The following is a 20,524-nucleotide window of genomic DNA, read 5'->3' on the forward strand; positions in this document are numbered from 1 at the left end:
GACCGGATTCCAGCCAAGGCTGTCCGACTGCAGTAGTTTTTCAAGAGATGTTTTTCAGGGGCTAAAAGTCCTTTTTCCTTAGGGGTGAAACACCTTGGCCAAGATTCTCGTGGTTACATCCGGCAAGGGTGGTGTGGGTAAGACCACCACCAGCGCCGCTATCGGTACCGGCCTCGCTCTGCGCGGCCACAAAACAGTGATCGTCGACTTCGACGTCGGTTTGCGTAACCTCGACCTGATCATGGGTTGCGAACGTCGCGTGGTGTATGACTTCGTCAACGTGGTCAACGGCGAAGCCAACCTGCAACAAGCCCTGATCAAAGACAAGCGCCTGGAAAACCTCTACGTACTGGCCGCCAGTCAGACCCGCGATAAAGACGCGCTGACAGTCGAAGGCGTGGAAAAGGTTCTGATGGCGCTGAAAGAAGACTTCGATTTCGTGGTCTGCGACTCCCCGGCCGGCATCGAGAAAGGTGCTCACCTGGCCATGTACTTCGCTGATGAAGCGATCATCGTGACCAACCCGGAAGTCTCCTCGGTACGTGACTCGGACCGCATGCTGGGCCTGCTGGCCAGCAAGTCCCGTCGCGCCGAACGGGGTGAAGACCCGATCAAGGAACACCTGCTGTTGACCCGCTACAACCCGCAACGCGTCAGCGACGGCGAAATGCTCGGTGTTGAAGACGTCAAAGAGATTCTGGCCGTGACCCTGCTGGGCGTCATCCCGGAATCCCAGGCCGTACTGAAAGCCTCCAACTCCGGTGTGCCCGTGATTCTCGACGACCAGAGCGATGCCGGTCAGGCATACGGCGATGCGGTCGACCGCCTCCTTGGCAAAGAAAAGGAACATCGTTTCCTCGATGTGACGAAGAAAGGCTTCTTCGAGCGCCTGTTTGGAGGTAAATAATGAATCTTTTTGACTTCTTTCGTGCCAGTAAAAAGGTTAGTACCCGCGTCGGTAGCGAAAGAGCGTCTACAGATCATCGTGGCGCATGAACGCGGCCAGCGCAGTACCCCGGACTACCTGCCAGCCTTGCAGAAGGAACTGGTGGAAGTGATCCGCAAGTACGTCAATATCGGGTCCGATGACGTGCACGTCGCCCTGGAAAACCAGGGTAGCTGCTCGATTCTGGAACTCAATATCACCCTGCCAGATCGCTAGTCGATCCGGCGGGAGCCACGGCGGCTCAGACCTGCGCCCCGCGTAGGAGCAAAGCTTGCTCGCGAAACCAGGCAACTCGGTGTATTTGCCACACCGAGTTGATGCGATTCGCAAGCAAGCTTTGCTCCTACGGGGTGCAGGGTTCTGAGCCGCCGTTGGCGTTTGTTACGAGGCTGTTTTAATGCCGTTGTCCAACGTCCACATCATCCATCAGGACGACGCTGTCCTGGTGGTGAACAAACCGACCCTGTTGCTCTCCGTCCCTGGCCGGGCCGACGACAACAAGGATTGCCTGATCACCCGCCTGCAGGAAAACGGCTACCCGGAAGCGCGTATCGTCCATCGCCTGGACTGGGAAACCTCCGGCATCATCCTGCTGGCCCGTGACCCGGATACCCATCGCGAACTGTCTCGGCAATTTCACGACCGCGAAACCGAAAAGGCCTACACCGCCCTGGCCTGGGGTCAGCCGGAACTGGACAGCGGCAGCATCGACCTGCCCCTGCGCTACGATCCACCGACCAAGCCACGGCATGTGGTGGACCACGAATTCGGCAAGAACGCCCTGACGTTCTGGCGCGTGCTTGAGCGTTGTGGCGACTGGTGCCGTGTCGAGCTGACGCCGATCACCGGCCGCTCCCATCAGCTGCGGGTGCACATGTTGTCCATCGGCCATCCGCTGCTGGGTGACGGGCTCTACGCCCACGAGCAAGCCCTGGCTGCCTGGCCGCGCCTGTGCCTGCACGCGAGCATGCTCAGCTTCACCCATCCTCAAACCGGCGAACGCTTGCGTTTCGAGTGTCCGGCACCGTTTTAAGCACTGCCTGACAAGCAGTCGCCCGCTTTAAGAAATAAGGATACCGATCCGGATGCGTTGTACCGATCCCCTGGCAACACCCGTCAAGAAAACCCGCAACCAACTGCTTTACCTGATCTACGGCAACCAGGACGTTTACCGTCGCGAAGCCAAGTTCAGCATCTTGACCGCACTGTCCCACGCCAAAAACGGCAAGTGTCCCAGCATCCGAATCCTCACGGACCGCCCCGAGGACTATGCTGGCTGGCCGGTCGATACCGTATTTCTGAGTCAGGAAACCCTGACCCAATGGCAGGGCGAAAACGGCTATCACCACCGCCGCAAGGCCTGCGCGATTGCCGCCGGCCTGAAGCTTGCGGAAAAAACCCTGTTCGTCGATACCGACACGCTGTTCACCAGCGACCCGAACCGGATTTTCAGCCAGATTCAGCCTGGCCAATTCCTGATGGATCGCTTCGAGTACGACTGGCAGTACGTCTGCGAGCGCCCCGAATACCAGAAACTCGGCGCGTGTCTGAACGCCCACGGCATCACCCCGACCAACGGTTTCAAGCTGTACAACAGTGGCCTGTGCGGCGTGACCGACCGTGACGGCGCCCTGTTCGACGAATCCATCCGGTTGATCGACGAATGGACCCGGGACGGCTTCGACATCCACACCATCGAGCAGATTGCGTTGTCGTTCGCGATGCGCGACAAGCCCGTGGCTGAGGCGAAAAAGTACATCTATCACTACTTCGCCGAAAAACGTTTCTTCCATGCGATGGTTGCCTATTTCTTCTCCCGGCATGGCGAACAGTTCAGCCAGGATCTGGTTGAGCTTTGCCGTGACGTGCCGCGGGTCAAACCGTTTCCGTCGGCCTGGCAGCGGCTGAAAATCAAATGGAAGTTGCGCCACCAGAACGGCGCGCTGCGCAAGGTCGGTCGCGACTTGCTGTATGGCAGCGCCGCACCGGAGGGGGCGTATTACGGGGCTTGCCGCCATGAATGGTGGGAATGCGCCTCGCGGGAAATCCTGCGTTGGGACAAGAACAGTCAGAAAAAGCTGTTGAACGCCCGTAATCGCTGGCCGGAGCAATTGCCCAAGCCGGACAAATCCGAAGATGAACGGGTGATCATGCAGTACCTGAAAAAACGCGTCGAGGCCGCCGGCTGACGTCGGCGACACACGTCATGCCCAAAGCCCCAGGCCAATACGTTAAACTCCCGCCCATTGCTGTCTGGAGTTTCTTATGCGCGAAGAGTTGAACCAAGGCCTGATCGACTTCCTCAAGGCCTCCCCTACCCCGTTTCATGCCACCGCCAGCCTGGTCCAGCGTCTGGAAGCGGCAGGTTTTGCGCGTCTTGACGAGCGTGAGCCGTGGACCGTCGAAACCAACGGTCGTTACTACGTCACCCGTAACGACTCCTCGATTGTCGCGTTCAAGATGGGCCGTCACTCGCCCCTGCACGGCGGCATCCGCCTGGTCGGCGCCCACACCGACAGCCCCTGCCTGCGGGTCAAGCCGCAGCCGGAACTGCAACGCCAGGGTTTCTGGCAATTGGGCGTCGAAGTCTATGGCGGCGCGCTGCTGGCACCGTGGTTCGACCGTGACCTGTCCCTGGCCGGGCGCGTGACCTTCCGCCGCGACGGCAAGGTCGAGAGCCAGTTGATCGATTTCAAGGCGCCGATCGCCACCATCCCCAACCTGGCCATTCACCTCAACCGTGAAGCCAACATGGGCTGGGCGATCAACGCGCAAACCGAGTTGCCGCCGATCCTCGCGCAATTCGCCGGTGACGAGCGCGTGGACTTCCGCGCCGTGCTCACCGACCAACTCGCCCGCGAACACGGGCTCAACGCCGACGTGGTGCTCGACTACGAGCTGAGCTTCTACGACACCCAGAGTGCTGCGGTGATTGGCCTGCATGGCGACTTCATTGCCGGTGCGCGTCTGGACAACCTGCTGTCGTGCTACGCCGGCCTGCAAGCGTTGCTGACCACCGAAACCGACGAAACCTGCGTGCTGGTGGCCAACGATCACGAAGAAGTCGGTTCCTGCTCGGCTTGCGGCGCCGATGGCCCGATGCTGGAGCAGACCCTGCGTCGCCTGCTGCCTGAGGGTGATGAATTCGTACGCACCATTCAGAAATCCCTGCTGGTCTCGGCGGACAACGCCCACGGCGTTCATCCCAACTACGCCGACAAGCACGACGCCAACCACGGCCCGAAACTCAACGCCGGCCCGGTGATCAAGGTCAACAGCAACCAGCGCTACGCCACCAACAGCGAAACCGCCGGGTTCTTCCGCCATCTGTGCATGGCCGAAGAAGTCCCGGTGCAAAGCTTCGTGGTGCGCAGCGACATGGGCTGCGGCTCGACCATCGGCCCGATCACCGCCAGCCACCTGGGCGTACGCACCGTGGACATCGGCCTGCCGACCTTCGCCATGCACTCGATCCGCGAACTGTGCGGCAGCCACGATCTGGCGCACCTGGTCAAAGTGCTGAGCGCGTTCTACGCCTGCCGCGAGCTTCCATAACCCGGGAATTGTGAAAAACCTATGTGGCGAGGGGGCTTGCCCCCGTTGGGATGCGCAGCATCCCCAAACCATCCAATGCGTTCCGCCTGACAGACCGCAGTGACTGGATTGACGACTGCTTCGCAGCCGAACGGGGGCAAGCCCCCTCGCCACAAGTGATTCAATTTTGATACACCGCTCCACCGGTCGCCGAAAAGCCACCTAGACTTAAGTTATCCCCTACGACAAGGCAGTCGCCATGATCTCGATGTCCTCGTTCCACGCGATGCTGATCCCGATTCTCGTCGGCATGATCATGCTGGCCATCGGCTTCAATTTCCGTGACAAGAACGCCGGCGTGTTCGCCATGTGGCTCGGCATGCTGATGATCCTGGCCACCGTGGTTTACAAGATCCTGGCCAAACTCAACGAATAAATCCGCGCGCCCGGCTCGCATTGATTTTGACGGGCTCGTACACTCGGCCGATCCGCTCTTCCCGAGGTTGACCGCCTAGTGTTCGCTCGTCTTTTTGCCCTGCCCTGTTTACTCCTTGTCTGCCTCATGACGCTGCTACCGATGACGCCTGCCCAGGCAGTCAGTTTGCCGGGGCTGCTCAACAATTCAGCGAAGGCCCAGCCCGAAGCCCAGGAACCCCTGGGCCAATCCCTCGACGAAGTGATCAAGTCCCTGGAGAACGACCAGCAGCGCAGCAAACTGCTGGCGGACCTGAAGAAGCTGCGCGATGTCACCAAAAAAGCCCAGCCCACCGCCGAGCAAGGCGTACTCGGCTTGATCGGCGGCACCCTGGCCAGTTTCGAAAAGCAGTTTTCCGGTGCCGATAGCCCGATAACCCGCTGGTCCGAAGAATTCGACCTGGCCAAGGAAGAACTCTCGGCGCTGATGCTGCCGGCCAACGAATGGCTGCCGATCATCTTTGCCTTCGCCATGATCCTGATGGTCTGGAGCCTGCTGGCCGCCGCGCTGATCTGGGTCAGTCACCGGGTGCGCATGCGTTTCGGCCTGACCGAAGAACTGCCGCAACACCCCAAGGCCCTCGACATGCTGCGCTTCGCGTTGCGCAAACTCGGGCCGTGGCTGATTGCCTTGGTGATGACGGTTTACATGACCTACGCGCTGCCCTCGTCTCTGGGTAAAAGCCTGGCGATGGTGCTGGCGTATGCGCTGGTGGTCGGCACCTGTTTCTCGGCGATCTGCGTGATCGCCTTTTCCGTGCTCGACGGTCCGCACCGCCATCGCGCCTTGTACATCCTGCGCCATCAGGCGTTCCGCCCACTGTGGCTGATCGGCAGTTTCGCCGCGTTCGGCGAAGCCCTGAGCGACCCGCGCCTGGTGGCCAGCCTCGGCAGCCATCTCGCGCACACTGCTGCGACGGTGGCCAATGTGTTGGCCGCATTGTCCACCGGGTTGTTCATCCTGCGCTTCCGTCGGCCGATCGCGCATTTGATCCGCAACCAGCCGCTGTCCCGGCGCCTGACCCGCCGCGCCCTCAGCGACACCATCGATATCCTCGGCACCTTCTGGTACGTGCCGGCGCTGGTGCTGGTGTGCATTTCGCTGTTCGCCACGTTCATTTCGGCGGGCGATACCAGCACCGCGTTGCGCCAGTCGCTGATTTGCACGGTGTTGCTGGTGTTGTGCATGGTCATCAACGGGCTGGTGCGCCGGCACTCGCTGAGGCCACAACGGGGCGTGAAGCGTCACGCGTTGTATTCCGAGCGTCTGAAAAGCTTCTGCTACACCCTGGCCCATCTGTTGGTGTGGCTGGTGTTTATCGAGCTGGGTTTACGGGTCTGGGGCATGTCACTGATTTCCTTCACCGAAGGTGAGGGCCATGAAGTCAGCGTCAAGTTGTTCAGCCTGGCCGGCACGCTGATTTTCGCCTGGCTGATCTGGATCCTCAGCGACACCGCCGTGCACCACGCCCTCACCCGCTCGCGCAAAGGCCTGGCCAATGCCCGGGCGCAGACGATGATGCCGCTGATCCGCAACGTGCTGTTCGTGGCGATCTTCATCATTGCGCTGATCGTCGCCCTGGCGAACATGGGCATGAACGTCACGCCACTGCTGGCCGGTGCCGGTGTGATCGGCCTGGCCATCGGTTTCGGTGCGCAGTCGCTGGTCGCAGACTTGATCACCGGGCTGTTCATCATTATCGAAGACTCCCTGGCCATCGACGATTACGTGGACGTCGGCGGTCACCTGGGCACCGTCGAAGGCCTGACCATCCGCACCGTGCGCCTGCGGGACATCGACGGCATCGTCCACACCATTCCGTTCAGCGAAATCAAAAGCATCAAGAACTACTCCCGGGAATTCGGCTACGCAATCTTCCGGGTGGCGGTGCCCTCCAACATGGACATCGACGAAGCAATCAAACTGATGCGCGAAGTCGGCCAGAAAATGCGCACCGATCCGCTGCAACGGCGCAACATCTGGTCGCCGCTGGAGATCCAGGGTGTCGAGAGCTTCGAGTCCGGCAACGCGATTCTTCGCGCCCGGTTCAAGACCGCGCCGATCAAACAGTGGGAAGTGTCCCGGGCGTTCAACCTGTCGCTTAAACGACATCTGGATGAGGCGGGGCTGGATTTGGCGACGCCGCGCATGAGCGTGCAGGTGATGACAGCCGGCGGCGGGCAGCAGAAGGAATAGCACTTAGGCGCGAGGTTCGGGTCACAGGCAAGGCAGCCAGAAAAACAATAACCAAGGAGAAACCCGATGCAGCTCACACGCATTGCCCAGACAGTTTTGCTGACCCTCCTCGCCGGCCATGCCGGCGCCGCAACGCTGGAGAGCGCCCGCGAGCAAATCGCCGTCCAGGCCAAGGCGCTTGAACCCGAATTGCTGGAAACCCGCCGTGACATCCACGCGCACCCGGAGCTGGGCAACACCGAAAAACGCACGGCGGAACTGGTGGCCAAACAACTGCGAGCCATGGGCCTGGAGGTCAAGACCGGCGTCGCCCGCACCGGCGTGGTCGCCATCCTCAAAGGTGCCCTGCCCGGCCCGACCGTGGCCCTGCGCGCCGACATGGATGCGCTGCCGGTCAAGGAAGTCTCGGACCTGCCCTTCGCCTCGAAAGCCAAAGGCACCTACCTCGATAAAGAAGTCGACGTAATGCACGCCTGCGGCCACGACGCCCACACCGCGATCCTGCTGAGCACGGCGAAAATCCTCACTGGCATGCGCGACACCTTGCCCGGCACCGTGGTGTTCTATTTCCAGCCGGCCGAAGAAGGCCCGAGCGATTTCATCCCGGATGGCAAAAACACCTGGGGCGCGAAGATGATGATCGAGGAAGGCGTGATGAAATCGCCCAAGCCAGACGCAGTCTTCGGCCTGCACGTCTGGGCCGGCGTCCCCGCCGGTCAGATCGCCTACCGCCCCGGCCCGACCCTGGCCAGCTCCGACGACTTGCGCATCAAGATCCTGGGCAAACAAACCCACGCCGGTCGCCCCTGGGATGGTATCGACCCGATCACTGTCGGCGCGCAAACTATCGTCGGCCTGCAAACTGTGGTCAGCCGCCGCACCGATATCTCCTCTTATCCGTCGGTGGTCAGCATCGGCACCATCAACGGCGGCACCCGCTACAACATCATTCCCGAGTCCGTGGACATGACCGGCACCATCCGCTCCTACGACTACGGCATCCGCCAGAAACTGCATGCCGACGTGCGCCAGACCGTGGAGAAAATCGCCGAGAGCGGCGGCGCGAAGGCTGAAGTGACCATCATCGAGAAGTACGACCCGACGATTAACAACCCGGCGCTGACCGAGAAGATGCTACCGACCCTGCGCTGGGCCGCGAAAGATGACGTGGTGCAAGGGCCGCTGGTGGGTGGCGCGGAGGATTTTTCGTTCTATGCCAAGGAAACGCCGGGGCTGTTTGTGTTTCTCGGGGTCACGCCGCGGGATCAGGACATGAGCAAAGCGGCGCCGAATCATAATCCGGGGTTCTTTGTCGATGAGTCGGCGTTGGTGGTTGGGGTGCGGACGTTGGCTTCGCTGGCGACTGATTACCTGTACGCCAACACCAAACCCTGACGCCTTTGTAGGAGCGGGGGCTTCACACGACGTCGACACCCACATGAATCGCATCGTGGCGCCAAAACTCCAGGTCACAATCGATCAACCGCTCATGCTGATCGTAATTGACCCGGGCAATCCGCAATCCGGGGCTGCCCACCGACACCCGTAAAGCCGCCGCCGCATCCACCGACAACGACGTCGGCACAATCTCGAACCTCACCCGCCCGTAGTGCAAATCGTAGTGCCGCGCATACAGCTCGGTAATCGACTGATTCAGATCGAAGTCGAGAATCCCCGGGAAATACTGCGGGTTCAGGTAGTGCTCCACGTACAACACCAGTCGCCCATCAATGCGCCGGGCCCGGCAAATCTGGATCACGCTGGACAACGCCGGCAGTTGCAACCAGGCGCAAACGGCCGCCGATGCTGGCTGCAAACGCGCGGAAATCACCTCGGTGGACGGCACCCGCCCTTGGGCGCTGACCATCGCGTGAAAGTGGCTGCGCTGCATCAGGTTGTAGGCCAGGCGCGGCGGCGAGACGAACCAGCCCCGGCGCTCCTCGCGATAAATCTGCCCTTGGGCTTCCAGTTGCAACAACGCTTCGCGCACGGTAATCCGCGTGGTGCCGAACAACTCACTGAGCTTGCGCTCGGCCGGCAGCTTGCTGCCCGCCGCCAACAGGCCGTGGTCGAGCTGTTCCTGCAGGACCTGGCCAATGGCTGTCACCGCTTTTGTTGCCTCATCGCGCATCAACGTTACCTATCTGGACTAGACCAGCACTGTTTCGGGGCAGAACCGCACGGCAAAACCGGCTCGTTTCAACATTCTGCAAGCCTAGGCAGTGCAGATGACTGAGAGATGACAGCTGCCCAACGGTCATCCCCAACGCCGGTCAAAACCTTGCAATACATCGGCCAAGTGCCTTGCCCTGCGGGGCTTCACCCATGGTCTACGCTTACCGGGCACCCGCCAATTGCGGGCAAATAAAAGTCCTGAAGGGCGACCAGCGACATGAAAGTGTCATGCAGTCCCCTTAAATTGGCTCAGGTATTGCTGACCTAGACCAACACAACCGCAATCGCAGCGTTGAAAACGCCCAAAGGAGCTTCGGATGAAACAGCTTTTCCTGGCATCACTGTTAGGCTCGACCATTGCCATGTGCACCGCCGCCATGGCTGCTGATACGGATTTGAAAACTCTGGAAGCCGCTGCGAAAGCGGAAGGCGCCGTCAACAGTGTCGGCATGCCCGATGACTGGGCCAACTGGAAAGGCACCTGGGAAGACCTGGCCAAGAACTACGGCCTGAAGCACATCGACACCGACATGAGCTCGGCCCAGGAAATCGCCAAGTTCGCCGCCGAGAAAGACAATGCCAGCGCCGACATCGGCGACGTCGGTGCCGCCTTCGGCCCGATCGCGGTCAAGCAAGGCGTGGTGCAACCTTACAAGCCTTCCACTTGGGATCAGGTTCCAGACTGGGCGAAAGACAAGGATGGCAACTGGGCACTGGCCTACACCGGCACCATCGCGTTCATCGTCAACAAGAAGCTGCTGCACGGTTCCGATGCCCCAACCAAATGGGCTGACCTCAAGACCGGCAAATACAAGGTGTCCATCGGTGACGTGAGCACCGCCGCCCAGGCCGCCAACGGCGTACTGGCTGCAGCATTGGCCAACGGTGGTGACGAGAAAAACATCCAGCCGGCCCTGCTGCTGTTCGCAGACATCGCCAAGCAAGGTCGCCTGTCGATGGCCAACCCGACCATCGCCACCATGGAAAAAGGCGAGATCGAAGTCGGCGTGGTCTGGGACTTCAACGGCTTGAGCTACAAAGCCAAGATGGCCAACCCGGATGATTACACCGTGCTGATCCCGTCCGATGGCTCGGTGATTTCCGGCTACACCACCATCATCAACAAATATGCGAAGAACCCGAACGCCGCCAAGCTGACCCGCGAATACATCTTCAGCGACGCCGGCCAGACCAACCTGGCACGAGGCAACGCCCGCCCGATCCGCGCCGAGCACCTGCAACTGCCGGAAGACGTGAAAGCCAAGCTGCTGCCGAACGAGCAGTACAAAAACGTGACGCCGATCAAAGATGCCGACGCGTGGGAAAAAACCTCCAAGGCCCTGCCGCAGAAGTGGAACGAAGAAGTCATCGTCGAAATGAAATGATGCTTTAGATCCTGTAGGAGCGAGGCTTGCCCGCGAAGACGGACTGACATTCAACATTGATGTTGGCTGAAAGTGCGCCTTCGCGGGCAAGTCGGATCGCCGCACCGCTCGCTCCTGCAGGTTTCGTTGATATCCAATGTTTTGCGGAGTTTTGCCCCTATGAAGCACAACGTCATCCTTGTCGTGCTCGACGGCCTCAATTACGAGGTCGCGCGCCACGCCATGGGGCATCTGCAGGCTTACGTCGGCGCAGGACGCGCAGCGCTCTACAAACTGGAGTGCGAACTGCCGGCCCTGTCCCGACCGCTGTATGAATGCATCCTGACCGGCGTTACGCCGATCGACAGTGGCATCGTCCACAACAACGTCTCGCGCCTGTCCAACCAGCGCAGCATCTATCACTACGCCCACGACGCCGGCCTGACCACCGCCGCGGCGGCTTATCACTGGGTCAGCGAGCTGTATAACCGCTCGCCGTTCGTGGCCGCCCGGGACCGTCACACCGACAACCCGGAACTGCCGATCCAGCACGGTCACTTCTACTGGAGCGATCACTACCCCGATTCGCACCTGTTCGCCGACGCGGAAAACCTGCGCCTGCGCCACGCGCCGAACTTTCTGTTGATCCACCCCATGAATATCGACGACGCCGGGCACAAGCACGGCCTCGACACCGCGCAATACCGCAACAGTGCGCGCTCCGCCGACATCATCCTCGCCGATTACCTGCAAGGCTGGCTCGACGCCGATTACCAAGTGCTGGTGACCGCCGACCACGGCATGAACAACGACCGTTCCCACAACGGCCTGCTGCCGGAAGAACGGGAAGTGCCGCTGTTCGTCCTCGGCGATGCCTTCAGCTTCAACGCCGGCGCCGCGCCGAAACAGACGGACATCTGCGGCACCGTCTGCGAACTGCTGGGCGTGGCCCACGACAAACCTGTGTGCCGGGAGCTGCTCAAGTGAATTCCATCCTCCGCGGCAAATGGCTGGCAGCGTTATGCCTGGTGCCCTTCGCACTGTTCTTTATCGTGTTCGAGATCGCCCCGCTGGTGTGGGTGATGATCAACAGTCTGCAATCGGAAGAGTTCGGCTGGGGCATCGAAAACTTCACCAAAATCTTCAGTTCGAAGTTCTACCTGCAGGCGATCCAGTACAGCCTTGAGATCAGTTTCTGGTCCAGCGTATTCGGGATCATCATCGCGGTGCTCGGCGCCTATTCTCTGCGCCGGGTCGACTCGAAACTGCGCAACTTCGTCAACGCCTTCGCCAACATGACCAGCAACTTCGCCGGCGTGCCACTGGCCTTCGCGTTCATCATTCTGCTGGGCTTCAACGGCAGCTTCACCATCATGCTGAAGCAGGCCGGGATCATTCAGGATTTCAACCTGTACTCGAAAACCGGGCTGATCATTCTCTACACCTACTTCCAGATCCCCCTCGGCGTGCTGCTGCTCTACCCGGCCTTCGACGCGTTGCGTGAAGACTGGCGCGAGTCCGCCGAACTGCTCGGCGCCAATGGCTGGCAATACTGGCGCCACATCGGCTTGCCGGTGCTGACCCCGGCGCTGCTCGGCACGTTCGTAATCCTGCTGGCCAACGCCCTCGGCGCCTACGCCACGGTGTACGCCCTGACCACCGGCAACTTCAACGTGCTGCCGATCCGCATCGCGGCGATGGTCTCCGGCGATATTTCCCTCGATCCGAACCTGGCCAGCGCCCTGGCCGTGGTGCTGGTGGCGTTGATGACCCTGGTGACCATCGTGCATCAGCTGCTGTTGAAGAGGAGCTACCATGTCTCGCGCTGAATTAGGGCCTGCGGGTGTCTACCACCGGGTCGTGGTGTACCTGTTGTTTGCCATTCTGTTGCTGCCACTCGCCGGGACGTTGATCTACTCGATCGCCAGCAGTTGGTCGGCGACCATCCTGCCCAGCGGCTTCACCTTCAAATGGTATGTGCAGCTGTGGAGCGATCCGCGCTTTCTGCATGCGTTCGGGCAGTCATTGCTGGTGTGCGTCGGTGCGCTGATTCTGTCGGTGGTGCTGATTCTGCCGCTGCTGTTCGTGGTGCATTACCACTTCCCCAAACTCGATGCGCTGATGAACATCCTGATCCTGCTGCCCTTCGCGGTGCCGCCGGTGGTGTCGTCGGTGGGGCTGTTGCAGCTGTATGGTTCCGGGCCCTTTGCCATGGTCGGCACGCCGTGGATCCTGATCGGTTGCTACTTCACCGTGGCGCTGCCGTTCATGTACCGGGCGATCACCAACAACCTGCAAGCGATCAACCTGCGCGACTTGATGGACGCCGCGCAGCTGCTCGGTGCCAGCACCTTTCAAGCGGCGTTCCTGGTGGTGCTGCCGAACCTGCGCAAGGGCTTGATGGTGGCGTTGCTGCTGTCGTTCTCGTTCCTGTTCGGCGAGTTCGTGTTCGCCAACATCCTCGTCGGTACCCGCTACGAAACCTTGCAGGTATACCTCAACAACATGCGTAACAGCAGCGGCCATTTCACCAGTGCGCTGGTGATTTCCTACTTCTTCTTTGTGCTGGTTCTGACCTGGGCGGCCAATATCTTGAACAAGGACAAAAGCGAATGAGCTATGTCAGCGTCCAACACCTTCAAAAGAATTACGCGGGCACCACGGTGTTCAGCGACATCAACTGCGAAATCCAGAAGGGCGAGTTCGTCACCCTCCTCGGCCCGTCCGGTTGCGGCAAATCCACGCTGCTGCGCTGCATCGCCGGCCTGACCTCGGTGGATGGCGGCCAGATCCTGCTCGATGGCGTCGACATCGTGCCGCTGAGCCCGCAGAAACGCGGAATCGGCATGGTGTTTCAGAGCTACGCTTTGTTCCCGAACATGACCGTGGAACAGAACGTCGCTTTCGGGTTGCGCATGCAAAAGGTCAACGCCGACGACAGCCGCAAACGTGTCGCCGAAGTGTTGAAACTGGTCGAGCTCAACGACTTTGCCGGCCGCTATCCGCACCAGATGTCCGGTGGCCAGTGCCAGCGCGTGGCCCTGGCCCGCTCGCTGGTCACCCGGCCACGGCTGTTGCTGCTGGATGAGCCGTTGTCGGCCCTGGATGCGCGGATTCGCAAGCACCTGCGCGAACAGATCCGTGCGATCCAGCGCGAACTGGGCCTGACCACGATCTTCGTCACACACGATCAGGAAGAAGCCCTGACCATGTCTGACCGGATTTTCCTGATGAATCAGGGAAAGATCGTACAAAGCGGCGATGCCGAAACCCTCTACACCGCGCCAGTGGATGTGTTCGCCGCCGGTTTCATCGGCAACTACAACTTGCTGGACGCCGACGCCGCTTCGAAGCTGCTGCAACGACCCATCAGCCATCGCATCGCGATTCGCCCGGAGGCCATTGAACTGAGCCTCAACGGCGAACTTGACGCGCAAATCCGCAGCCACAGCCTGTTGGGTAACGTGATTCGCTACCGGGTCGAAGCCCGGGGCGTGGAATTGGTGGTGGATGTGCTGAACCGCTCGGCGGCCGATCTGCATCCCGATGGTCAGCGCCTGGCACTTTCCATCGATCCGACGGCCCTGTGTGAGGTGGCTTGAATCCAGCGGCAAGCTTCAAGCTGCCAGCTTCAAGTTGTAGACTGCTGACCACCTAAATTCACGCTTGCAGCTTCAAGCTTGTCGCTTGAAGCTGTTCTCGAAGAGAACCGCCCCAATGGCTTTGGCAATTTTTGATCTGGACGAAACCTTGATCCACGGCGACTGCGCCACCCTCTGGAGCGAACAGATGGGCCGGCTGGGCTGGGTCGATCCCGAGTCGTTCATGCGGCAGAACAACGAACTGATGGACGCCTACAGCCACGGCAAACTGCGGATGGAGGACTACATGACCTTCAGCCTGGAGCCGATGATCGGGCGCACGCCGAAAGAGGTCGATCACCTGGTAGGTCCTTGGGTGGAAGATTTCATCGAGCCTATTATCTTCAGCGATGCCACCAAAGCCATCGCCGCCCACCGCAAGGCCGGCGACCGGATCCTGGTGATCTCGGCGTCGGGTACGCACCTGGTGCGGCCAATTGCCGATCGCCTGGGAATCGACGAGATTCTCGCGATCGAACTGGAAGTGGCCCACGGCGTTTACAGCGGCCACACGGTCGGCACGTTGACCTACCGCGAAGGCAAGATCACCCGGTTGCTGGAATGGCTGGATGCGGAAGAGGAAAACCTCGAAGGCGCGAGTTTCTACTCGGACTCACGCAATGACTTGCCGTTGTTGCTGAAGGTGGATTTCCCGCACGTGGTGAATCCGGACCCGGTGTTGCTGGAGCATGCCCAGAAGGCCGGCTGGCCGATCCACCTCTGGAAATAACCTCCGCCTGATCGTTCTCACGCTCTGCGTGGGAATGCCTCAATGGACGCTCTGCGTCCGCTGTTGGGACGCGGAGCGTCCCGGGCTGCATTCCCACGCGGAGCGTGGGAACGATCAGTGACGAGGGTTAGGTCAGGCTTTCATCAATCACCAAGACCAACTTCCCTGACACCTTGTTACTCGCCAACTCCGCAAATGCCGCTTCGGCATCCTTGATCGGGAACGCCCTGGCCAACTGCGGCTTCAACCGCCCTTCCGCAAACAACGGCCACACATGCTGGCTCAGGTCACTGAACAGATCCGCCTTGAACTGATCGTCACGGCTGCGCAGCGTCGAACCGAGAAACTGCACGCGCTTGCCCAGCACCTGCGCCAGATCCAGTTTCGCCTCGCGCCCGCCCATCAAACCGATCAACACCCAGCGACCATCCAGCGCCATCAGCTTGAGATTCAGCGCCGCGTAATTGCCGCCCACCGGATCCAGGATCACATTGAACGGCCCCAGGTCACTCAAGCTCTCCAGGTCCGCAGTGCGCACCACCCCACCCTGGGCGCCCAGCGCTTCGCAGTACGCCAAACGCTCGGCGGAGCCGACGCTGACCCAGCACGGGCTACCAAACGCCTTGCACAACTGAATGGCGGCTGAACCGATTCCACTGGCCCCTGCGTGCAGCAGAACTTTCTCACCGGGTTTGAGGCCAGCCAGATGAAATAAATTTAACCAAACAGTCGCATACACCTCGGGCAACGCCGCCGCCTCGGCCAACGACAAACCTTCGGGCACTGGCAGCACATGCCGTCCGTCGACTACCACCTCTTCGGCCATCCCGCCCCCGGCCAGCAAGGCGCAGACCCGGTCCCCCACCTGCCAGGACGAGCCCGCGCCGACCTCGCTGATCACCCCCGAACACTCAAGACCCAGCACCTGACTGGCTCCCGGCGGTGGCGGATAAAGCCCAGCTTTCTGTAACAAATCGGCGCGATTGAGGCCCGCTGCCGCCACTCGGATGCGAACTTGTCCTACATCGCATGTAGGACTCGGCTCTTCAACCCACTCCACTTGACCGTCAACGCCTTGCAATGCTTTCACAGTGCCTCCATAGTGAGTCTGGACTGAGCCCGTAGCTGTAGCGCCGGGCTTTCTTGCATTATGTGACCGGCCCTTTGTGGAACCGGCGACTTCAAAGACGGCCTAATATGCGTGATCAATTGTCCCCGCGTCGAATCAGCATGAAGCAACTGTTTCCCAGCACCGCCCTAGCCCTATTTATCGGTATCGGCTTATTGCCGTTGTCGAGCAATTCGTTTGCAGCCAATAGCTGGGACAACCTTCAGCCTGATCGTGACGAAGTAATCGCCAGTCTGAACGTCGTCGAGCTGCTCAAGCGCCATCACTACAGCAAGCCGCCGCTCGATGACGCGCGCTCCGCGATCATCTACGACAGCTATCTCAAGCTGCTGGATCCGTCGCGCAGCTACTTCATGGCCAGCGACATTGCCGAATTCGACAAGTGGAAAACCCAGTTTGACGACTTCCTCAAAAGCGGCGACCTGAATGCCGGGTTCACCATCTACAAGCGCTACCTGGACCGCGTCAAAGCGCGTCTGGACTTTGCCCTTGCCGAGCTGAACAAGGGCGTCGACAAAATCGACTTCACCACCAAGGAAACCTTGCTGATCGATCGCAAGGATGCCCCGTGGCTCAAGTCCACCGCCGAGCTGGACGACCTGTGGCGCAAACGCGTCAAGGACGAAGTGCTGCGCCAGAAGATCTCCGGCAAGGATTCCAAGCAGATCCAGGAAACCCTGACCAAGCGCTACAAGAACCAGTTGGCGCGCCTTGACCAGACCCGTCCGGAAGACATCTTCCAGGCGTACATCAACACCTTCGCCATGTCCTACGATCCGCACACCAACTATCTGTCACCGGATAACGCGGAAAACTTCGACATCAACATGAGCCTGTCCCTCGAGGGCATCGGCGCCGTGTTGCAGAGCGATAACGACCAGGTCAAAGTCGTGCGCCTGGTGCCTGCGGGCCCGGCCGACAAGACCAAAATGGTTGCCCCGGCCGACAAGATCATTGGCGTGGCCCAGGCCAACAAAGAGATGGTCGACGTGGTCGGCTGGCGCCTGGACGAAGTGGTCAAGCTGATCCGCGGCCCGAAAGGCACCGTGGTGCGCCTGGAAGTGATTCCGGCCAGCAACGCACCGAACGACCAGACCAGCAAAATCGTGCCGATCACCCGCGAAGCGGTGAAGCTTGAAGATCAGGCCGTTAAAAAGTCGATCCTCAACCTGAAACAGGACGGCAAGGACTACAAACTCGGCGTCATCGAGATCCCGGCCTTCTACCTGGACTTCAAGGCGTTCCGCGCTGGCGATCCGGACTACAAGAGCACCACTCGCGACGTCAAGAAGCTGCTGACCGAGTTGCAGAAAGACAAGGTCGACGGCGTGGTCATCGACCTGCGCAACAACGGCGGCGGTTCCTTGCAGGAAGCCACCGAGCTGACCAGTCTGTTCATCGACAAAGGTCCGACCGTACTCGTGCGTAACGCCGATGGCCGGGTCGACGTGCTGGAAGACGAAAATCCAGGTGCGTTCTACAAAGGCCCGATGGCGTTGCTGGTCAACCGCTTGTCAGCCTCGGCCTCGGAGATCTTCGCCGGCGCCATGCAGGACTACCACCGCGCATTGATCATCGGCGGCCAGACCTTCGGCAAAGGCACCGTGCAGACCATTCAGCCGCTGAACCATGGCGAACTGAAACTGACCCTGGCCAAGTTCTACCGGGTCTCCGGCCAGAGCACCCAGCATCAGGGCGTACTGCCGGACGTGGACTTCCCGTCGATCATCGACACCAAGGAAATCGGCGAAAGCGCACTGCCGGAAGCCATGCCGTGGGACACCATCAAGGCCTCGATCAAACCGGCGACCGACCCGTTCAAGCCTTACATCGCCGAGCTCAAATCCGAGCATGACGCGCGTTCGGCCAAAGATGCCGAGTTCGTGTTTATCCGTGACAAGTTGGCCCTGGCCCAGAAGCTGATGGAAGAAAAAACCGTCAGCCTCAACGAAGCCGATCGTCGCAAGCAACATGCCGACATCGAAGCCAAGCAACTGGTCATGGAAAACATCCGTCGCAAGGCAAAGGGCGAAGAACCGCTCAAAGAGCTGAAGAAAGAAGACGAAGATGCGATCGCGGCCGAGCCGGACAAGATCAAGCCAGAAGACGATGCTTACCTGAGCGAAACCGGGCGAGTGTTGTTGGATTACTTGAAACTGAGCAATCAGGTGGCCAAGCACTAAGATGATGGCAATTTAATGCTGACGCTCCCCGGAGCGTCATCAAACAGTCATCATTCTGTCGTGAAATGAAGGACTGGGAGCTAGCTGCTCCCAGTCCTTTTTTTATCGCCAGAGATCGCCATGACCACGACCGAACAGCTGAGTGCCTTGAGTTCAATACTGGCTCAAAGCGGTTTGCACAGCCTGTTCCAGCCGATCATCTCCCTCTCTGAACGACGAATCATCGGCTACGAAGCCCTGAGCCGTGGCCCCTCCAACAGCCCGCTGCACTCCCCCATCGCCCTGTTCGCCGTGGCCCGTCAGGCCGGGCGCCTCAGTGAGCTGGAAATCGCCTGCCGCCAGAGCGCATGCCGGCGGTTCAACGACCAGCAACTGCCGGGCAAGTTGTTCCTCAACGTGTCGCCGGAATCCCTGCTCGAAACCTCACACCAACCCGGTCGCACCCTGCAACTGCTGCAGGACTTCGGCATTCCACCGAGCCAGGTGGTGATCGAACTCACCGAGCAAACCCCGACCGATGATTTTCAGTTGCTGCAAAACGCCTTGCATCACTACCGGGCGATGGGGTTTTCCATTGCGCTGGACGATCTCGGCGCCGGCTATTCGAGTTTGCGACTGTGGTCCGAGCTGCGGCCGGATTACGTGAAGATTGATCGGCACTTCATCGACGGCATCCACCAGGACGCGCTCAAGCGTGAGTTCGTCGGTTCGATCCTGCAAATCGCCAAGGCTTCCCGTGCGCAAGTGATCGCCGAAGGTATCGAGTTGCCGGAAGAACTCGCGGTACTGACCGAAATGGGTGTCGATCTGGTGCAGGGCTATCTGCTTTGCCGCCCCCAGGAACATCCGCCCCGGGACGCTCGGGCTCTGATGCCCAAACAGGAAAGCACGGCGGTGGCGTTGAACGACGAAAGCAGCGACCTCAGCGCCCTGCTCAACGACCAACCGGCCGTGGACCGCGACACGCCGACAGCCGAGGTGCTGGAAGCTTTCCGCCGCCAAGCCAATCTCAACTCCCTGGCGGTGCTCGACGAGCAAGGCCAGCCCTGCGGCATCGTCCACCGCCATTCGCTCTCCGACGCACTGCTCAAGCCCTTTGCCACCGACCTGTTCGCCCGCAAACCCATCAGCCGTTTGATGAACGACGACTTCCTCGCCGTGGAAATGAGCCAGTCACTGCAACAAGTCAGCCGCCTGATCACCAGCCGCGCCCGGCAACGCATCGAAGAAGACTTCATCATCACCCTCAACGGCGGTTATCTGGGGCTGGGCCGGGTCATCGACGTGCTCAAGCTGATTACTGAACTCAAGATCCAACAAGCCCGCTACGCCAACCCGCTGACCCTGTTACCCGGCAACGTGCCGATCCAGCAATGCCTGACACGCCTGCTGCAACAAGCGCGGGAATCGGTGATCTGCTACGTCGACATCGACAGCTTCAAACCCTTCAACGATATCTACGGCTACGGCCGGGGGGATGAAGTCCTACTGTGTCTGGCGCAATGTCTGAATGACCGCGTTGATCCTTCCCGCGACTTCGTCGGACATATCGGCGGTGATGACTTTTTGCTGGTGCTTGGGCCGGAGGATTGGCGCAGACGGTTGAACCAGTTGCTGGATGATTTTCATAGCCAATGCCGGCGGTTCTATCGCGCTGAACATCTGGAGGCTGGGTGTTTTATTGCGCCGAATCGCCAAGGTGTGCGGCAGGAATTTCCTCTGCTGTCGTTGTCCATCGGCGTGGTGCATTTGCACCCGGAGGCCTGTGGACAACTCGATGCTAGCCAGTTGGCCGAGATGGCGTCACAGGCCAAGCATCACGCGAAGAATGTTCCGGGGTACAGCGTGCATGTGATTGATAGCCTCGCGGTGCCCGAAGCCAAAGACACACTAATCGCCGGCCATCGCTAACCTGATCGTTCCCACGCTCCGCGCGGGAATGCCTCCAGGGACGCTCCGCGTTCCAAGCCCACTGCTGATGTCGAGCCGTACACCAATGCGACGCAGAGCGTCACGGGCTGCAATCCCACGCAGAGCGTGGGAACGATCATCATCCTTTGATCATGACCATGTGGAATTGGCTTTAATGCAACTAAGCGATCAACTTCGCAAATTTTAACAAAGGTTTACATCAGCCAAAAACTTCATCCA

Annotated in this window: 17 protein-coding genes and 1 pseudogene; 16 read left to right on the plus strand and 2 right to left on the minus strand. The window is 60.2% G+C overall.

All coding sequences use genetic code 11. The features are described from left to right. Positions 1-94 precede the first annotated feature (94 nt). The 8 genes and pseudogenes from minD to ACZ89E_RS13740 all read left to right on the plus strand — a co-directional run bounded on the left by minD (position 95) and on the right by ACZ89E_RS13740 (position 8,546). On the plus strand, positions 95-907 hold the full coding sequence (gene minD / locus ACZ89E_RS13705) for a septum site-determining protein MinD (protein WP_054049606.1): 813 nt from the start codon (positions 95-97) through the stop codon (positions 905-907). Beyond that, a pseudogene (minE, locus tag ACZ89E_RS13710) lies at positions 907-1,162 on the plus strand (cell division topological specificity factor MinE). Before minD ends, minE begins: the two are co-directional and overlap by 1 nt. Before the next feature lie 181 nt (positions 1,163-1,343). After that, positions 1,344-1,979, plus strand: coding sequence for an RluA family pseudouridine synthase (locus ACZ89E_RS13715; protein ID WP_133836605.1), 636 nt, complete (start codon positions 1,344-1,346; stop codon positions 1,977-1,979). 52 nt (positions 1,980-2,031) lie between these two features. Next, on the plus strand, positions 2,032-3,135 hold the full coding sequence (locus ACZ89E_RS13720; protein ID WP_476255862.1) for a hypothetical protein: 1,104 nt from the start codon (positions 2,032-2,034) through the stop codon (positions 3,133-3,135). Between the two features lie 76 nt (positions 3,136-3,211). Further along, the gene (locus ACZ89E_RS13725) at positions 3,212-4,501 is read left to right on the plus strand and encodes a M18 family aminopeptidase (RefSeq protein WP_463259828.1); all 1,290 of its coding nucleotides are present in this window, start codon (positions 3,212-3,214) and stop codon (positions 4,499-4,501) included. Positions 4,502-4,739: 238 nt separating this feature from the next. After that, the gene (locus tag ACZ89E_RS13730; protein WP_185058280.1) at positions 4,740-4,916 is read left to right on the plus strand and encodes a hypothetical protein; all 177 of its coding nucleotides are present in this window, start codon (positions 4,740-4,742) and stop codon (positions 4,914-4,916) included. A 78-nt stretch (positions 4,917-4,994) separates the two neighbouring features. Next, on the plus strand, positions 4,995-7,151 hold the full coding sequence (locus tag ACZ89E_RS13735) for a mechanosensitive ion channel family protein (protein WP_476255863.1): 2,157 nt from the start codon (positions 4,995-4,997) through the stop codon (positions 7,149-7,151). Between the two features lie 66 nt (positions 7,152-7,217). After that, positions 7,218-8,546 carry an amidohydrolase gene (locus ACZ89E_RS13740; RefSeq protein ID WP_476255864.1) on the plus strand — a complete coding sequence of 443 codons (1,329 nt, stop codon included), beginning with the start codon at positions 7,218-7,220 and terminating at the stop codon, positions 8,544-8,546. A gap of 22 nt (positions 8,547-8,568) precedes the next feature. Here ACZ89E_RS13740 and ACZ89E_RS13745 read toward each other — a convergent pair whose 3' ends face one another. Continuing rightward, a complete protein-coding gene (locus tag ACZ89E_RS13745; protein WP_123510692.1) occupies positions 8,569-9,282 on the minus strand; it encodes a UTRA domain-containing protein in 714 nt (237 codons plus the stop codon). 361 nt (positions 9,283-9,643) lie between these two features. Between ACZ89E_RS13745 and ACZ89E_RS13750 the strand changes: the two genes are divergently transcribed. The 6 genes from ACZ89E_RS13750 to ACZ89E_RS13775 all read left to right on the plus strand — a co-directional run bounded on the left by ACZ89E_RS13750 (position 9,644) and on the right by ACZ89E_RS13775 (position 15,061). Continuing rightward, a complete protein-coding gene (locus ACZ89E_RS13750) occupies positions 9,644-10,711 on the plus strand; it encodes an ABC transporter substrate-binding protein (protein ID WP_149656908.1) in 1,068 nt (355 codons plus the stop codon). A 159-nt stretch (positions 10,712-10,870) separates the two neighbouring features. Next, positions 10,871-11,677 (plus strand): alkaline phosphatase family protein, encoded by an 807-nt coding sequence (locus ACZ89E_RS13755; protein ID WP_476255865.1) that lies wholly within the window; start codon positions 10,871-10,873, stop codon positions 11,675-11,677. Beyond that, on the plus strand, positions 11,674-12,519 hold the full coding sequence (locus ACZ89E_RS13760) for an ABC transporter permease (protein WP_149656910.1): 846 nt from the start codon (positions 11,674-11,676) through the stop codon (positions 12,517-12,519). Before ACZ89E_RS13755 ends, ACZ89E_RS13760 begins: the two co-directional genes overlap by 4 nt. Further along, complete coding sequence (locus ACZ89E_RS13765; RefSeq protein ID WP_463259823.1) at positions 12,506-13,306, plus strand: ABC transporter permease; 801 nt, start codon at positions 12,506-12,508, stop codon at positions 13,304-13,306. The genes ACZ89E_RS13760 and ACZ89E_RS13765 overlap by 14 nt, the downstream gene beginning before the upstream one ends. Then, positions 13,303-14,292 carry an ABC transporter ATP-binding protein gene (locus ACZ89E_RS13770; RefSeq protein WP_133836597.1) on the plus strand — a complete coding sequence of 330 codons (990 nt, stop codon included), beginning with the start codon at positions 13,303-13,305 and terminating at the stop codon, positions 14,290-14,292. Before ACZ89E_RS13765 ends, ACZ89E_RS13770 begins: the two co-directional genes overlap by 4 nt. A gap of 115 nt (positions 14,293-14,407) precedes the next feature. After that, complete coding sequence (locus ACZ89E_RS13775; RefSeq protein WP_476255866.1) at positions 14,408-15,061, plus strand: HAD family hydrolase; 654 nt, start codon at positions 14,408-14,410, stop codon at positions 15,059-15,061. Between the two features lie 127 nt (positions 15,062-15,188). On the opposite strand, the gene ACZ89E_RS13780 is transcribed toward ACZ89E_RS13775, so the two are convergent. Beyond that, entirely contained in the window at positions 15,189-16,151 is a 963-nt protein-coding gene (locus ACZ89E_RS13780; RefSeq protein ID WP_149656914.1) for an NAD(P)H-quinone oxidoreductase, read from the minus strand. Between the two features lie 140 nt (positions 16,152-16,291). On the opposite strand from ACZ89E_RS13780, the gene ACZ89E_RS13785 reads away from it, so the two are divergent. Both ACZ89E_RS13785 and ACZ89E_RS13790 read left to right on the plus strand, forming a co-directional pair. After that, the gene (locus ACZ89E_RS13785; RefSeq protein ID WP_476255867.1) at positions 16,292-18,373 is read left to right on the plus strand and encodes a carboxy terminal-processing peptidase; all 2,082 of its coding nucleotides are present in this window, start codon (positions 16,292-16,294) and stop codon (positions 18,371-18,373) included. A 120-nt stretch (positions 18,374-18,493) separates the two neighbouring features. After that, positions 18,494-20,284: a bifunctional diguanylate cyclase/phosphodiesterase gene (locus ACZ89E_RS13790; RefSeq protein ID WP_476255868.1), complete on the plus strand. Its 1,791-nt coding sequence runs from the start codon at positions 18,494-18,496 to the stop codon at positions 20,282-20,284. The last annotated feature ends 240 nt before the right edge of the window (positions 20,285-20,524 follow it).

The organism is Pseudomonas sp. TE3899, assembly GCF_056279105.1.

Excerpts from the sequence above, each read along its gene's own strand:
- ACZ89E_RS13715 (WP_133836605.1), top strand. The coding sequence starts at position 1,344 with ATGCCGTTGTCCAACGTCCACATCATCCATCAGGACGACGCTGTCCTG.
- ACZ89E_RS13720 (WP_476255862.1), top strand. The coding sequence starts at position 2,032 with ATGCGTTGTACCGATCCCCTGGCAACACCCGTCAAGAAAACCCGCAAC.
- ACZ89E_RS13725 (WP_463259828.1), top strand. The coding sequence starts at position 3,212 with ATGCGCGAAGAGTTGAACCAAGGCCTGATCGACTTCCTCAAGGCCTCC.
- ACZ89E_RS13730 (WP_185058280.1), top strand. The coding sequence starts at position 4,740 with ATGATCTCGATGTCCTCGTTCCACGCGATGCTGATCCCGATTCTCGTC.
- ACZ89E_RS13740 (WP_476255864.1), top strand. The coding sequence starts at position 7,218 with ATGCAGCTCACACGCATTGCCCAGACAGTTTTGCTGACCCTCCTCGCC.
- ACZ89E_RS13745 (WP_123510692.1), bottom strand. The coding sequence starts at position 9,282 with ATGCGCGATGAGGCAACAAAAGCGGTGACAGCCATTGGCCAGGTCCTG.
- ACZ89E_RS13750 (WP_149656908.1), top strand. The coding sequence starts at position 9,644 with ATGAAACAGCTTTTCCTGGCATCACTGTTAGGCTCGACCATTGCCATG.
- ACZ89E_RS13755 (WP_476255865.1), top strand. The coding sequence starts at position 10,871 with ATGAAGCACAACGTCATCCTTGTCGTGCTCGACGGCCTCAATTACGAG.
- ACZ89E_RS13765 (WP_463259823.1), top strand. The coding sequence starts at position 12,506 with ATGTCTCGCGCTGAATTAGGGCCTGCGGGTGTCTACCACCGGGTCGTG.
- ACZ89E_RS13770 (WP_133836597.1), top strand. The coding sequence starts at position 13,303 with ATGAGCTATGTCAGCGTCCAACACCTTCAAAAGAATTACGCGGGCACC.
- ACZ89E_RS13775 (WP_476255866.1), top strand. The coding sequence starts at position 14,408 with ATGGCTTTGGCAATTTTTGATCTGGACGAAACCTTGATCCACGGCGAC.
- ACZ89E_RS13785 (WP_476255867.1), top strand. The coding sequence starts at position 16,292 with ATGAAGCAACTGTTTCCCAGCACCGCCCTAGCCCTATTTATCGGTATC.
- ACZ89E_RS13790 (WP_476255868.1), top strand. The coding sequence starts at position 18,494 with ATGACCACGACCGAACAGCTGAGTGCCTTGAGTTCAATACTGGCTCAA.